This window comes from Pseudoalteromonas sp. P1-7a, assembly GCF_001401855.1.
GTDB lineage: Bacteria > Pseudomonadota > Gammaproteobacteria > Enterobacterales > Alteromonadaceae > Pseudoalteromonas.
The window spans coordinates 34,731-50,224 of the sequence record NZ_LKDU01000025.1; the positions used below are offsets into that span (position 1 = coordinate 34,731).

11 protein-coding genes are annotated in these 15,494 nt (G+C 40.9%); 8 read left to right on the top strand and 3 right to left on the bottom strand.

What is annotated here, in order from left to right; all coding sequences use genetic code 11:
* Positions 1-437 precede the first annotated feature (437 nt).
* The 8 genes from dnaA (at position 438) to AN389_RS14665 (ending at position 11,287) form a co-directional block, all read left to right on the top strand.
* Positions 438-1,829 (top strand): chromosomal replication initiator protein DnaA, encoded by a 1,392-nt coding sequence (dnaA, locus tag AN389_RS14630; protein WP_055016225.1) that lies wholly within the window; start codon positions 438-440, stop codon positions 1,827-1,829.
* Positions 1,830-1,842: 13 nt separating this feature from the next.
* A complete protein-coding gene (gene dnaN, locus AN389_RS14635; RefSeq protein WP_004588058.1) occupies positions 1,843-2,946 on the top strand; it encodes a DNA polymerase III subunit beta in 1,104 nt (367 codons plus the stop codon).
* 14 nt (positions 2,947-2,960) lie between these two features.
* Positions 2,961-4,055, top strand: a complete 1,095-nt coding sequence (recF, locus tag AN389_RS14640) for a DNA replication/repair protein RecF (protein ID WP_024032132.1) — start codon at positions 2,961-2,963, stop codon at positions 4,053-4,055.
* A 12-nt stretch (positions 4,056-4,067) separates the two neighbouring features.
* Entirely contained in the window at positions 4,068-6,494 is a 2,427-nt protein-coding gene (gene gyrB / locus AN389_RS14645) for a DNA topoisomerase (ATP-hydrolyzing) subunit B (RefSeq protein WP_055018542.1), read from the top strand.
* A gap of 140 nt (positions 6,495-6,634) precedes the next feature.
* A complete protein-coding gene (glyQ, locus tag AN389_RS14650) occupies positions 6,635-7,537 on the top strand; it encodes a glycine--tRNA ligase subunit alpha (RefSeq protein WP_004588055.1) in 903 nt (300 codons plus the stop codon).
* Between the two features lie 2 nt (positions 7,538-7,539).
* Positions 7,540-9,609 carry a glycine--tRNA ligase subunit beta gene (glyS, locus tag AN389_RS14655; RefSeq protein ID WP_055020133.1) on the top strand — a complete coding sequence of 690 codons (2,070 nt, stop codon included), beginning with the start codon at positions 7,540-7,542 and terminating at the stop codon, positions 9,607-9,609.
* 72 nt (positions 9,610-9,681) lie between these two features.
* Positions 9,682-10,131 carry a hypothetical protein gene (locus tag AN389_RS14660; protein ID WP_055020134.1) on the top strand — a complete coding sequence of 150 codons (450 nt, stop codon included), beginning with the start codon at positions 9,682-9,684 and terminating at the stop codon, positions 10,129-10,131.
* A 631-nt stretch (positions 10,132-10,762) separates the two neighbouring features.
* Complete coding sequence (locus AN389_RS14665) at positions 10,763-11,287, top strand: REP-associated tyrosine transposase (RefSeq protein WP_055018540.1); 525 nt, start codon at positions 10,763-10,765, stop codon at positions 11,285-11,287.
* Positions 11,288-11,407: 120 nt separating this feature from the next.
* Here the strand turns inward: AN389_RS14665 and tusA are convergent, their stop codons facing one another.
* From tusA to fadB, 3 genes are all read right to left on the bottom strand, one after another.
* Positions 11,408-11,647 (bottom strand): sulfurtransferase TusA, encoded by a 240-nt coding sequence (gene tusA, locus AN389_RS14670; protein WP_055016202.1) that lies wholly within the window; start codon positions 11,645-11,647, stop codon positions 11,408-11,410.
* A 244-nt stretch (positions 11,648-11,891) separates the two neighbouring features.
* The gene (gene fadA, locus AN389_RS14675) at positions 11,892-13,061 is read right to left on the bottom strand and encodes an acetyl-CoA C-acyltransferase FadA (protein ID WP_055016201.1); all 1,170 of its coding nucleotides are present in this window, start codon (positions 13,059-13,061) and stop codon (positions 11,892-11,894) included.
* 4 nt (positions 13,062-13,065) lie between these two features.
* Positions 13,066-15,225, bottom strand: a complete 2,160-nt coding sequence (gene fadB, locus AN389_RS14680; protein WP_055020135.1) for a fatty acid oxidation complex subunit alpha FadB — start codon at positions 15,223-15,225, stop codon at positions 13,066-13,068.
* Positions 15,226-15,494: the final 269 nt, after the last annotated feature.

Below are 15,494 nucleotides of genomic sequence, written 5' to 3' on the forward strand. Positions count from 1 at the left end.
TTAAAGCAAAATGGTCTGCTTTTATGCAAAAAGGCGAATTAATAGCCTGGAGCGACTAAAAGAATGTGGATCGTAATAAAGTAGGGTGATCAACTAGGATCATCATAATAAAGAAGTTTTCCACAGCTGATGTTTAAAAAGTGAATAAAAGCATGGGAAAACTCATTTAGATCGTAAAATTGGTTCGCGATCTGCCTGTGTTTTTGTTATGATCTGTTATCTGGCTTTAAAATAAAAGTCGATATAAATCAGTCTATTAAGATATTTATACACTGATATCAACAATTTTATAAAAATCAATCTTTTACTTGTGGATAAAGTGCCTTCATAATACGCGGTCTTGGGTCGCGTAGCTGGCCAATTAAACGCAATAAATGCATGATTTTTAATCATTATTGATGTGCGGGAATAAAAATTATACCTCTGGGAGTTTAACTGTGTATCTGTCGGTTTGGCAAAGTTGTTTATATGTATTGCAAGATGAGTTGCCTTCGCAACAATTCAGTATGTGGGTAAGACCGCTACAAGCAGAAAGTACCGAAGATACCTTAACGATTTACGCACCTAATCGCTTTGTTCTTGATTGGGTAAGAGAAAAGTATTTAAACCGAATTAATGAGTTACTGGTAGAAATTTGTGGTGATGAAGCGCCCGAATTACGTTTTGATGTAGGTAGTAAACCACTACTCAATACTCAAGCGGCGGCGCCAAGTGTTGAAGCCCCTGCATCACCTAGTGCACAGACACCTGCTAAACAGCAACCTGTAGAGCAAAAAGCACCAGTAGAGCCTGCGCCTAAATCGGGCTATAAATCTAATATAAAAGAAAACTATACCTTTGACAGTTTTGTTGAGGGTAAATCTAACCAGCTAGCAAAAGCGGCTGCAACACAAGTTGCAGATAACCCTGGCTCTGCCTTTAACCCAGTATTTATTTACGGTGGTACAGGCTTAGGTAAAACTCACTTATTACATGCAGTAGGTAATGGCATTATGGCAAACAAGCCCGATGCTAAAATTGTTTACATGCATTCTGAGCGTTTTGTGCAAGACATGGTAAAAGCACTACAAAATAACGCCATCGAAGAATTTAAACGTTATTACCGTAGTGTAGATGCGCTAATGATTGATGATATTCAATTTTTTGCTAATAAAGAGCGCTCGCAAGAAGAGTTTTTTCATACCTTTAACGCATTATTAGAGGGTAATCAGCAAATTATTTTAACCTCTGATCGCTACCCAAAAGAAATTGAGGGCGTAGAAGACAGGCTTAAATCACGTTTTGGTTGGGGTTTAACGATTGCGATAGAGCCGCCAGAACTTGAAACGCGCGTTGCTATTTTAATGAAAAAAGCGCAGCAGAGTAAAATTAACTTACCGCACGAAGTTGCCTTTTTTATCGCTAAAAAATTACGTTCAAACGTACGCGAACTAGAGGGTGCACTTAATCGTGTAATAGCTAATGCTAATTTTACCGGTCGTCCGATTTCTATCGACTTTGTGAAAGAAGCATTGCGCGATTTGTTGGCACTACAAGACAAACTTGTCACTATAGACAACATACAACGCACCGTGGCTGAGTATTACAGAATACGTGTGTCTGACTTGTTATCTAAGCGCCGCAGCCGTTCTATCGCAAGGCCGCGTCAGGTAGCCATGGCATTATCTAAAGAATTAACTAATCACAGCTTACCTGAGATTGGTGACGCATTTGGTGGGCGTGACCACACCACCGTATTACATGCGTGTCGTAAGGTTAAATCACTACGTGATGAAAGCCACGAAATAAAAGAAGATTATCAAAATTTAATAAGAACGTTGTCATCTTAGGGCTGACTTTATTATGCAAATAACCATTTCAAGAGAACAATTTTTAAAGCCATTAGTGCAAGTATCGGGTGCGATTGAGCGTAAACATACGTTACCTATATTATCTAATGTATTGTTAGTGGTAGAAAACGGGCAACTTTCAATGACAGGTACAGACCTTGAAATTGAACTCGTTGCAGGTGTTTTTGTTGGTGATGATATTGCTGATACAAAATTAACGCTACCTGCTAAAAAATTACTCGATATTTGTAAAAGCCTACCAGATGGCTCTGAGCTCACATTGAGCTTACAAGAGCACCAACTGCTATTAACCAGTGGTAAAAGCCGCTTTTCATTGACTACACTTGCCGCGGAAGACTTTCCTAATTTAGAGCAATGGGATGGCGAGGTAGAGTTTCAATTAACGCGTTTAGAGCTACGCAAGTTGCTTGAAAGCACGCATTTTTCGATGGCAAATCAAGATGTGCGTTACTATTTAAATGGCATGTCGTTTGAAGTTGATAATACTGACATTAAAACAGTGGCGACCGATGGCCACCGTTTGGCAATAGCGCAAAAAGAATTAGGTCAATCGTTAAATACGCAGCGCCAATTAATCATACCACGCAAAGGTGTGCAAGAAATTATGCGCCTTATGGTGGCTGATGAAGAATTAGTTACTATTCAATTTGGCGCTAACCATATTCGTATTATCGATGTGGAATTTACTTTTACAAGTAAGTTAGTGGATGGCCGTTTCCCGGATTACCGCCGTGTATTACCACGTGGTGGAGATAAAGTGATTACTGCTAACCGCGAGTGGTTACGTAATGCGTTTCAACGTGTGTCTATTTTATCAAACGAAAAGTTTAGAGGTGTACGCCTAAACTTAGCTAACGGCTTACTTAAAATTACGGCTAATAATCCTGAGCAAGAAGAGGCTGAGGAAATAGTAGAAGTAATGTACGAGGGTGATGAACTAGAAATTGGTTTTAATGTGTCGTATGTATTAGATGTACTAAATACATTAAAAACAGAAGATGTACTATTTACATTAGCTGATTCAAACAGCAGTGCACTTATTGAAGGTGCGGGCGATGAAGAGGCAATGTACGTGGTTATGCCTATGCGATTATAAGATACCCATTATAAATGAGTTTAAGTCACTTGAGCCTCAAGTATTTTCGTAATATTGAGGCACTGACGCTAGAACCAGTCAACGGCGTTAATATAATTTATGGTGAAAACGGCAGCGGAAAAACCAGCCTTTTAGAGGCTATTTATTACCTTTCTCATGGCAAATCTTTTCGAACACCTAAACATAAAAGTATTATTCAACATCAACAAGATCAGTTTGTAATACATGGCCGCAAAGCGCTACACGACTTGTCTATTCCTATTGGGATTAGTAAAACCCAAAGCGGTGAAACTAATTTAAAAATACAAGGCAAAGCCAGTAGAAAAATCTCTGAGCTTGCACAGTTAATGCCTGTGCAAATTATTACACCCGAAAGCTATTCATTGTTTTTTGGTGGCCCAAAAGAGCGACGTAAATTTTTAGATTTGGGTTTGTTCCACGTGGAACATGAGTTTTTTTATTTATGGCAATCGTTTAATAAAGTACTTAAACAACGCAATGCACTTTTAAAAAGTAAGCCAAAGAATTATTTTGACCAAATTAGGTTTTGGGACAAAGAATTTGTTAGACTGGCAGAACAAATAAATAAATTAAGAATGGCGTATATAAGTAGGTTTAAGCAGCAGTTTTTTGATAAAATGTGTGCAGAATTAACGCTTATACGCGATTTAGAAATCAACTTTAATGCAGGCTGGAAAGACAGCGAGTCTTTAAGTGATGCATTAGAGCAAAACTTTGAGCGAGACGCTCGCCAAGGTTTTACTAGTAAAGGCCCTCATAAGGCCGATTTTAGTTTTAGTGTCGCTGGCAACAGTGTAGAAAATACGTTTTCGCGCGGTCAATTGAAGTTATTGCTTTATGCGTTAAAAGTAACGCAAAATAGTTTAATTGAGTCAGAGACAGATAAGCAATCTATATTGCTAATAGATGATCTACCTTCAGAGTTAGGCGAAGATACAAAAGAGAAAGTGGGGCAATTATTGGCTCATTGCAGTTCTCAAATTTTTATCTCTTCAATTTTGTCTGAAAGTATTTCTGCTGTGGTGGAACCCATGCAACGAGAACTACAAATGTTCCACGTGAAACATGGCAACCTAATAACAAGATAAGTGGGATTAACCATGTCTGAGAATTACGATTCGTCGAGTATTAAAGTACTTAAAGGATTAGACGCAGTTAGAAAGCGTCCTGGAATGTATATAGGGGACACCGATGATGGCACAGGCTTACACCACATGGTGTTTGAGGTCGTTGATAACTCTATCGATGAAGCCTTAGCAGGTCATTGTGATGATATTTATGTAACGATTCACTTAGACGGTTCAGTCTCGGTAAGAGATAACGGCCGTGGTATCCCAACTTCTATCCATGAAGAAGAAGGTGTGTCTGCTGCCGAAGTTATCATGACGGTACTTCATGCTGGTGGTAAGTTTGATGATAACTCTTATAAAGTATCAGGTGGCTTACACGGTGTTGGTGTATCAGTAGTAAATGCATTATCAGAAAAACTAACACTTACTATTCGTCGTGAAGGCAAACTACACGAGCAAACTTACAGCATGGGCGTACCAAACGCACCATTAGCTATTATTGGCGACGCTGATACAACAGGTACAGAACTACGTTTTTGGCCGAGTGCTGAGACATTTACAAACCTAGATTTTCATTACGATATTTTAGCTAAGCGTTTACGCGAGCTATCGTTTTTGAATTCAGGTGTAAGTATCATCTTAACTGATGAACGCGAAGAAAATAAAACCGACCACTTTAAATATGATGGCGGTATCCAAGCGTTTGTTGAATACTTAAACCGCAATAAAACACCAGTACATAAAGGTGTATTCCACTTTACTCACGAGCGTGAAGAAGATGGTATTAGCGTAGAAGTTTCAATGCAGTGGAACGATGGCTTCCAGGAAAACATTTACTGTTTTACTAATAATATTCCACAACGTGATGGTGGTACTCACTTAGCCGGCTTTAGATCTGCGCTTACACGTACACTTAATAACTACATGGAAAAAGAAGGCTTTAACAAAAAAGCTAAAACAACCAGTAACGCAACGGGCGATGATGCGCGTGAAGGCTTAACAGCGGTTGTAAGTGTTAAAGTACCTGATCCTAAGTTCTCATCACAAACTAAAGACAAACTAGTATCAAGCGAAGTTAAATCTGCGGTTGAGCAAGCAATGGCTGAAAAGTTTTCTGATTTCTTACTAGAAAACCCAATGGATGCCAAAATTGTTGTTGGTAAAATTATTGATGCAGCACGAGCACGTGAAGCCGCGCGTAAAGCCCGTGAAATGACTCGTCGTAAAGGCGCTATGGATTTAGCAGGCTTACCTGGTAAATTAGCAGACTGCCAAGAAAAAGACCCTTCATTATCTGAACTATATATAGTGGAGGGTGACTCAGCTGGCGGTTCAGCTAAGCAGGGTCGTAATCGTAAAAACCAAGCAATTTTGCCACTTAAAGGTAAAATCTTGAACGTAGAGAAAGCACGCTTTGACAAAATGCTTTCTTCACAAGAAGTAGCAACGCTAATTACAGCACTAGGTTGCGGTATTGGCCGTGATGAATATGACCCAGAAAAGCTGCGTTATCACAGCATCATAATCATGACCGATGCGGACGTGGATGGTTCTCACATTCGTACATTGCTATTAACGTTCTTCTACCGCCAGATGCCAGAAATTGTTGAGCGTGGATACATTTACATTGCACAACCGCCACTTTATAAAGTGAAAAAAGGTAAGCAAGAGCGTTATATTAAAGACGATCCTGCGCTTGTAGACTACCTAACATCACTTGCACTAAATAATGCAGCGCTTTACACAAGCGAAAATGCAAGTGCGATTGAAGGCGAAGCGCTTGAGAAAATAGTACAAGATTACCAAAACACAGTTAAAGTCATTGAACGCTTAAAACGTAAATACCCTAACACGGTGATGGAACGTTTGATTTACCAAAGCGAGTTAAAAGTAGAAGACTTATCTAACGAAGCTAAAGTAATTGAGTGGACTAAAGAGCTTGTTGATGACTTAATAGCACGTGATGAAGATGCAACAATTTTCCATGCTGGCACAGAGCACGATGCAGAGCGTAACTTGTACTTCCCGGTTGTGAATATTCGTCAGCACGGTGTTGATAAAGCCCATGTATTACACTACGACTTTATTGCCTCGCGCGACTACCAACGCATTGCTGTGACTGGTACTAACATTGCTAACATCCTTGGTGAAGGCGCATATATTCAACGTGGTGAGAAAACAAAACCTGTTGATAACTTTGTGGATGCTTTAGAGTGGTTGATCGCAGAATCTAAGCGCGGGATCTACATTCAGCGCTATAAAGGGTTAGGTGAAATGAACCCTGATCAGCTTTGGGAAACAACCATGGATCCTTCAGCGCGACGCATGCTACAGGTTACAATTGAAGATGCTGTAGCGGCGGATCAATTGTTTGCAACCTTAATGGGCGATCAAGTAGAGCCACGCCGTGACTTTATTGAAACGAACGCTCTTCGCGTAGTTAACCTAGACGTATAAAAAATTATACTCATATCTTAAAAGGAGCCTAATGGCTCCTTTTTTATTTTAACAACCGCACAAACTGCTTAAAACCTGCGTGTGCACAAGGTATACTGAGGGTAATTTTCACGCTACTTTCAGATAGTAAAAAGCCAAATATGCAAAAATATGACGTTAAAACCTTTCAAGGTTTGATCCTGGCTTTACAGGATTATTGGGCACAGCAAGGCTGTGTCATTATTCAACCACTTGATATGGAAGTGGGCGCAGGGACATTTCACCCGCAAACATTCTTAAAATCTATTGGCCCTGAGCCAATGTCGAGCGCATACGTGCAACCGTGTCGTCGTCCTACCGATGGCCGCTACGGTGAAAACCCAAACCGCTTACAACATTACTACCAATTTCAGGTAGTTTTAAAGCCATCACCAGATAACATTCAAGAGCTTTACCTAGGCTCGCTAGAAGCAATGGGCATTGATACCCTAACGCACGAAGTACGCTTTGTAGAAGATAACTGGGAATCACCAACGCTAGGCGCATGGGGCTTAGGTTGGGAGATTTGGCTAAATGGTATGGAAGTAACGCAGTTTACTTACTTTCAGCAGGTAGGGGGCTTAGAGTGCTCTCCTGTAACCGGTGAAATTACTTACGGCCTAGAGCGTTTAGCAATGTACATTCAAGGTGTAGACAGTATTTACGACCTAGTATGGGCAGATGGTCCATTAGGGCGTGTAACTTACGGCGATGTATTCCATCAAAATGAAGTAGAACAATCTACTTACAACTTTGAACACGCAAACGTAGATGACTTATTTGCACAGTTTGATAAATGTGAAGCAGAAAGCCAAAAGCTAATTGAAGCAAATTTACCACTACCTGCATACGAGCAAGTAATGAAAGCATCGCATGCATTTAACTTATTAGATGCGCGCCATGCAATTTCGGTTACTGAGCGTCAACGTTATATTTTACGTGTAAGAGCGTTATCAAAAGCATGTGCACAAAGTTATTACGATGCACGTGAAGCGCTTGGTTTCCCGCTGTGTAAGGATAAGTAAGCATGTCAGCACAAAATTTATTAGTAGAAATTGGCACCGAAGAGCTGCCACCAAAAGCACTGCGTAAATTAGCAGAAGCCTTTGCCGCAAACCTAACAGCTGAGCTTGAAACACTAGAGCTTGGGCATGAAGGTGTAAGCTGGTATGCATCGCCTCGTCGTTTAGGTTTACAAGTAAAAGCGCTTGAAGCTAAGCAGCAAGATAAAGAAGTTGAAAAGCGCGGCCCTGCAATGAAAGCAGCGTTCGATAGCGAAGGTAACCCAACAAAAGCAGCAATGGGTTGGGCACGTGGTTGTGGTATTGAGGTAAGTGAAGCACAAACTCTCGAAACCGATAAAGGCGCTTGGCTTTTACATATTGCTAAAGTAGCAGGACAAGAAACCAAAACCCTAATGAGCGATGCCATTGCAAAGTCGTTAGCAAAGCTACCAATTCCTAAGCCGATGCGTTGGGGCGCGAATAAAACACAATTTATTCGTCCAGTTCATACCGTCACTATTTTATTTGGTGATGAACTTATTGAAGGCGAAATTTTAGGTAAGCAAGTAACTAACCAGTTACAAGGCCACCGTTTTCACCACCCAGAAAAAATCACCATTAACCACGCAGATGACGTGTTCGACGTATTAAAATCTGCCTACGTTATTGCTGATTACGAACAACGTAAAGCGCTAATTCGTGCACAAATAGAAGACGCTGCAAGCGCAGTGAATGCGGTTGTTGCGATGGATGAAGACTTATTAGAAGAAGTAACATCACTGGTAGAGTGGCCAGTAACGTTAACGGCAACATTTGAAGAGGCATTTTTAGATGTACCTGCCGAAGCACTAATTTACACCATGAAGGACGATCAAAAATACTTCCCGCTATTAGATCAAGACGGCAAACTTTTAAATAAGTTTTTGTTTGTATCTAACATCGAAAGTAAAGATCCAAGCGTGGTAATTTCAGGTAACGAAAAAGTAGTGCGCCCACGTTTAGCTGATGCGCAGTTCTTCTTTGAGACTGATAAAAAGAAAACCTTAGAAAGCCGACTAGAGTCACTTGATACTGTTTTATTCCAAAAGCAGTTAGGTACGCTTAAAGATAAATCTGTACGTATTAGCGAACTTGCTGGCTACATTGCAGAGCAACTAGGTGCCGACAAAGACCTTGCAAAACGTGCCGGCCTATTAAGTAAAACTGACTTAATGACCGAAATGGTAATGGAATTTACCGACGTGCAAGGTGTGATGGGTATGCACTATGCACGCTTTGATGGTGAAGCAGAAGATGTAGCTATTGCACAAAACGAGCAATACATGCCTCGCTTTGCAGGTGATAACCTACCTACAAACCTAATTAGCTGTGCAGTCGCTATTGCTGATAAGTTTGATACGCTGGTGGGTATTTTTGGTATAGGCCAAGCACCAAAAGGCGACAAAGACCCATTTGCGCTTCGTCGTGCTGCCATTGGTGCACTGCGTATCATGGTAGAAAAAGAACTACCACTGGATATTTTAGACTTAGTAGCAAAAGCACAAACACTATTTGGTGATAAGCTAACTAATCTAAATGTATCAACCGACGTATTTGATTTTATGCTAGGGCGCTTCCGTGCATGGTATCAAGATGAGGGGATTGAAGTAGACGTTATTCAAGCTGTGCTTGCACGCCGTCCAACTAAGCCTGTTGATTTTGATCGCCGAGTTAAAGCAGTAAGCCATTTCCGTACATTAGACGCCGCAGAAGCGCTTGCAGCAGCTAATAAGCGTGTAGGTAACATCCTAGCTAAAAATAACATTACTGCGGCAGGCGATGTGAATGAGAGCTTGTTAAGTGATGACGCAGAAATAGCACTTGCTTCACAAGTTGCTAAATTTGCCACTGAACTTGCACCACTTTACGCTGATGGAAACTACCAAGAGGCATTGAGCCAATTAGCCGGTATCCGTCAAAGTGTTGATAACTTTTTTGACAACGTCATGGTTATGGCCGACGATGAAGCTGTAAAGCAAAATCGCCTTGCGCTATTAAGCCAGTTAAGCCGCTTATTTTTAGATATTGCAGATATATCTGTACTACAAAAATAACCTCGCTTAAGCCAATAGAAAGCCAGCGTTTTGCTGGCTTTTTAGTTTTAACAGAACAAAGGACTTCAATTAATGATGCCGATGAAACGAATTTTAACGCTTGCTATTGCCAGCTTACTAACCGCATGTACTAGCCAGGTGTCTATTAACGATGTGCTGCCACAGCAAGAGTTGGATAAAACAATTTACCTTAGAGGCGACTTTACACTTTGGGACGCAGAACCTCAGTACCAATTTATGCCTGTGGGCGGCGCGCTTTACCAAGCAGAAGTTAAATTTAGTACCCCGGGTAAAGTGTACGAATTTAAAATAGCCGACGCCGATTTTAGTGAAGGCTACAACTGCGGCTACAGCGATGCCCAACCGGCAGGGCAAAAACTAACGCTCGGCCAATCTGTACTTGCAGACTGTAATACTATTTATAATTACTTTAGCTACTCGCCCGCAATAAAAGGCACGTATATAGTAAGCATTGATTACAGTGACTATGATAAGCCGAAAGTGACGATAACGAAGAAATAGCTATTAGTTGGGAGCTGTCAGCTTTTAGCTGCCCGAGTGGGCATATAGATTTGTGACAAGGATGTCGTAGGTTGGTTAGAGTGAAACGAAACCCAAAATGTGCGTCGAGTAAAACTGGGCTACTGGTTATCAAATACGTTGGGTTTCGTAAAACTCAAACCAACCTACATCAATAATAATTTTTATTGATTGCTATAAACATACAATCAATTTATGAGCTTAGTTAGTCTAATTACAGTCGTAAATCAAAAGCGTTATAAAAGATAAGTAGATTTTAAGTAGGTTGGGTAGAGTGAAACGAAATCCAACATATGCGGCGAATAGAACTATGCTGGTGGTTATCAAATTCGTTGGGTTTCGTAAAACTCAACCCAACCTACATCAATAATAATTTTTATTGATTGTATGTTTATGAGCTTAGTTAGTCTAACTACAGTCGTAAATCAAAAGCGTGATAAAAGATAAGTAGATTTTAAGTAGGTTGGGTAGAGTGAAACGAAACCCAACATATGCGGCGAATAGAACTGTGCTGGTGGTTATCAAATTCGTTGAGTTACGTAAACTTGTCTTGATTACAATTAACAAAACTAATCTATACTCTTATTTATCTGTTTATTTTATGGATAAAAATATGCGTTATAAGCGTATGTTAGAGGCGGGCGCATGTTATTTTTTTACGGTAAATTTAGAAGATAGATCTCAGTCTTTGCTTGTGGAAAATATAGAGTTATTACGCCGTGTATATTCAAAGGTGGCAAAAAAGCATCCAATAAAGACGATTGCAATTGTTATCATGCCCGATCACCTTCATGCTATTTGGCAATTACCTAAAGGTGATAGTAATTACGCAATGCGTTGGCGACTTATTAAATCAGGCTTTTCTCGAGAGCTGCCATCAACAGAGTTTTGTAATAAAAGTCGAATAGCCAAAGGTGAGCGCGGGATTTGGCAGCGTCGCTATTGGGAACATAAAATTAGGGATGAAGAAGACTTAAACAACCATATTAATTATATTCACTACAACCCAGTGAAACATAACCATGTTATTAAAGTGAATGATTGGCCATTTTCAAGTTTTCATCAATACGTCAAAAATTCTAAACTAAGCCAATATTGGGATTGCAATAGTGATTCGTGCACTTTGTATGATGAATAATATTTCGGTGGGATAAAACAAGTTGGGTTTCGTAAAACTCAACCCAACCTACATTTGGCTTATGCTCTTGACGATGCGTTAAATATTAAAAAACCAACTTACTAAACTAACTTTCAAACCTTAAAGCCCTTTCTTCACCACATACCTATACGGTGCTTCTTCAACATCTTTAGCCACCAGCGTGTGATCCATGAACGTACAAAAGCTTGGAATATCGCGAGTGGTTGAAGGGTCGTCGGCAATAATAAGTAGTGTTTCGCCATCATTAATTTTGCGAATAGCAGCGCGAATCATCATTACAGGTTCTGGGCAGCGTAGGCCCATGGCGTCTAATTGGTGATCGGGGTTATCAAAGCTCATAAAAAGTTACCTGTAAAAATAGTCGCGGCTTGGTTAGGTCGGGTAGTTTAGCGCAATTAATCTGTTTGGTTAACTGTTTTGCATATAACGGGTAAGGGTAAAACAGTAAAAAATAATCTGGTTTAATACACCCGATCACATTATTCATATCAGCAATAAGCTGGTGGCATAAAAAAAGGCGAACTAACTTGCGCTAGCTCGCCTTTTTAATCACCAAGATGGTTTTACATGTTTAAGCTAATAGTTAGTCTTGAACACGTTCAAATACAGTCGCGATGCCTTGGCCTAAACCAATACACATAGTGGCTAAACCGTATTTTGCATTTTTATCTTCCATTAAGTGGATAAGCGAGGTGCTAATACGCGAACCCGAACAACCTAGTGGATGACCAAGTGCGATTGCGCCGCCGTTTAAATTCACTTTTTCATCAACCACGTCTGCTAAACCTAAGTCTTTAAGTACAGGCAGTGATTGTGCCGCAAAGGCTTCGTTAAGCTCTGCTACGTCAATGTCATCAATAGTAAGACCTGCTTGTGCAAGTGCTTTTTTACTTGCTGGTACTGGGCCGTAACCCATAATTGATGGATCGCAACCTGCAACAGCCATTGCTTTAACGCGCGCACGAATTGGTAAACCAAGCTCTTTAGCTTTTTCTTCGCTCATTACTAACATCGCTGAAGCGCCATCAGAAAGTGCAGAAGACGTACCCGCAGTAACCGAGCCAGAAGCCGGGTTAAATACTGGGCGAAGCTGAGATAAACCTTCTACCGTTGTTTCAGGGCGAATTACTTCATCATCTTCAACTAAAATTAAAGAACCATCAGCTGCGTGACCTTCCATTGCTAAAATTTCGCGGCGGAAACGGCCTTCAACTGTTGCAGCATGTGCACGTTGATGTGAGCGGTATGCAAATTCGTCTTGCTGCTGGCGGCTAATACCGTGGATAGTCGCAAGGTATTCTGCAGTTAAACCCATAGAGCCAGATGCTTGTGCAATTGAAGTTGCTAAGCCAGGGTGAAAGTCGTTACCGTGAGTCATAGGAACATGACCCATGTGCTCAACACCACCAATTAGGTAAGTGTCGCCAGCGCCTGTCATAATAGCGCGTGCTGCGTCATGCAATGCTTGCATTGACGAGCCACATAAACGGTTAACGGTTGTAGCAGGTACAGAGTGTGGAATACCCGCAAGTAACGAGGCGTTACGTGCAACGTTAAAGCCTTGCTCTAGTGTTTGCTGTACACAGCCCCAATAAATATCGTCAATTGATGCAGGGTCAACTGCTGGGTTGCGCTCTAATAACCCTTTCATAAGGTGAGCACTTAAATCTTCCGCACGCTTGTTTTTAAATACGCCGCCTTTTGAGCGACCCATTGGTGTGCGGATACAATCTACAATTACTGGATTATTCATGATATTAACCTTCCACCTTATAGAAAACACGACCTTCTTCGGCCCATTTGCGAGTTTGCTCTGATACTTGGTAAATCGCACCTAGGTGAGCATATTTGTCTGCTGCTGCAACAAAGTTAGCTAAACCTGTTTGATCTAAGTAACGGAACGCACCGCCTCTAAATGGAGGGAAACCAACGCCGTATACAAGGGCCATATCAGCTTCTTGAGGAGAAGCAACAATGCCTTCTTGTAAACAAAGAAGCACTTCGTTGATCATTGGAATCATACAACGGTCAATGATTTCTTGTTTATCAAATTCTTTCGGTGCATCAGTAATTGGTGCTAGTAGCTCAACTGCTGTTGCATCGCTTGATTTTTTAAGACGACCACGACGGTCCGTTTCGTACTTGTAAAAACCTGCTTTGTTCTTTTGACCAAAACGTTTTTCGTTAGCAAAAACAGTCACCGGATCTTTTTCTGCACGTGCCATACGCTCAGGGAAACCGTCTGCCATTACACCAGTACAGTGGTAAGCTGTATCAATACCTACAACATCAAGTAGGTAAGCTGGGCCCATTGGCCAGCCAAATACGTTTTCCATTACTTTATCTACTTTTGCAAAGTTAGCGCCTTCAACAACGAGTTTGCTAAAGCCTGCAAAGTAAGGGAATAAAACACGGTTTACAAAAAAGCCTGGGCAATCGTTTACAACAATTGGTGACTTGCCAAGTTTAAGGGCGTAATCAACAACAGCGTTAATTGTTTTATCAGAGGTTTTTGCACCACGGATAATTTCTACTAATGGCATTTTAGGCACTGGGTTGAAAAAGTGCATACCACAGAAGTTTTCTGGCTTATCGAGTGCTTCTGCGAGTAAATCAATACAGATAGTCGATGTGTTTGACGTAAGTACCGTACCTTCTGGCAGGTTCTTTTCAAGGTCGGCTAGTACTGCTTGCTTAACTTTAGGGTTTTCTACAACGGCCTCAACAATAATGTTGGCGTTTTGAAGGTCTGCATCATTAAGCGTTGGCTTAATTTTGCTAAGCGTTGCCAGCATTTTTTCCATTGGCATGTGGCCGCGTTTAACTTTTGCACCAAGTAGTTTAGATGCTTCACCCATACCTAAATCAAGCGCATCCTGTTGGATGTCTTTCATTACAATTGGTGTACCTTTATAAGCAGACTGGTATGCAATACCGCCGCCCATAATACCCGCGCCTAATACAGCCGCTTGTTTAATTTCTACATCGCTGTGTTTAGCAAGCTTGCGTGCTTTACCTTTAATAAACTGGTCATTTAAGAAAATGCCCGTTTGTGCAGCAGCTTCGTTAGTACGTGCAAGTTTTGCAAAGTTAGCATTTTCGATTGCCATTGCTTCGGTGCGATCACAGTTGGCCGCTGCTTTAATAGTGCGAACTGCCATAACCGGTGCAGGATAGTGGCCTTTGGTTTTACCCATTACCATACCTTCTGCCATCGCAAAGCTCATGCCTTGCTCAACACGGTTTAATTTAAGTGGCTGAAGTTTTACGTTACGTTTTGCTTGCCAATCTAACTTGCCTGCAATTGCTAATTCAAGTGTTGCTAGGCTTGACTCTAGTAGTTTGTCAGCACTAACTACCGCGTCAAACGCACCTACTTTTAGTGCATCAGCGGCGCGATTTTCTTTACCTGAGGTAATCCAAAGCATGGCGTTATCAGCGCCAATAATGCGTGGTAAGCGCACTGTGCCACCAAAACCAGGCATTATGCCAAGTTTAACTTCTGGTAAGCCCATTTTTGCAGTTTCACTTGCAACACGATAATCGGTAGCAAGTGCCCACTCACACCCGCCACCAAGTGCCAAGCCGTTTATAGCGCTAAGAGTTGGGTATGGTAAGTCTTCGATTGCGTCAAAAACGTCGGTTGCGTTTTTAATCCACGTTACTAATTCTTCTTCTGGTTTAGTAAATGTTGGTAAAAATTCGAAGATATCTGCGCCAATTATAAAGTGGTCTTTATCACTGGTAAAAATCATGCCTTTGATATCAGAATTAGACGCTAATTCTTTTAATGCTGCTGCACAATCTGAAAGAGTTTGCTGAGATAGTGTGTTTACAGAGCCTGCAACACAAAACTTAAACTCGGCGATGTTTTCCTTTAGGAAGCTAACTTCAAAGGAATCGCTTTTATATAACATTATTATTCTCCCTAGTTGACGAACTAAGACTGGTACGATGAGTTTGCATTTCGACCAGTGTGCTTGCTTTAAAATTAAAATGCAACGAAAAATTTAACTCGGTTACAAACGGCTGGTTAAAATATAGCTGGTTTGGTGCTAAGGTGTACTGGAATGTGCGAAAGGTACTCATTAATTATCATGAGTGCGTAAATTAAATGATGTTCATATTTTATTAAAGGCACTCTCATTATTGTTTTAGTGTCCCAATCTGGAAATTATTAACCCTG

Bases quoted from the DNA above. Each gene is read 5' to 3' on its own strand.
- dnaN (WP_004588058.1), top strand. From the start codon at position 1,843: ATGCAAATAACCATTTCAAGAGAACAATTTTTAAAGCCATTAGTGCAA.
- recF (WP_024032132.1), top strand. From the start codon at position 2,961: ATGAGTTTAAGTCACTTGAGCCTCAAGTATTTTCGTAATATTGAGGCA.
- gyrB (WP_055018542.1), top strand. From the start codon at position 4,068: ATGTCTGAGAATTACGATTCGTCGAGTATTAAAGTACTTAAAGGATTA.
- glyQ (WP_004588055.1), top strand. From the start codon at position 6,635: ATGCAAAAATATGACGTTAAAACCTTTCAAGGTTTGATCCTGGCTTTA.
- glyS (WP_055020133.1), top strand. From the start codon at position 7,540: ATGTCAGCACAAAATTTATTAGTAGAAATTGGCACCGAAGAGCTGCCA.
- AN389_RS14660 (WP_055020134.1), top strand. From the start codon at position 9,682: ATGATGCCGATGAAACGAATTTTAACGCTTGCTATTGCCAGCTTACTA.
- AN389_RS14665 (WP_055018540.1), top strand. From the start codon at position 10,763: ATGCGTTATAAGCGTATGTTAGAGGCGGGCGCATGTTATTTTTTTACG.
- tusA (WP_055016202.1), bottom strand. From the start codon at position 11,647: ATGAGCTTTGATAACCCCGATCACCAATTAGACGCCATGGGCCTACGC.
- fadA (WP_055016201.1), bottom strand. From the start codon at position 13,061: ATGAATAATCCAGTAATTGTAGATTGTATCCGCACACCAATGGGTCGC.
- fadB (WP_055020135.1), bottom strand. From the start codon at position 15,225: ATGTTATATAAAAGCGATTCCTTTGAAGTTAGCTTCCTAAAGGAAAAC.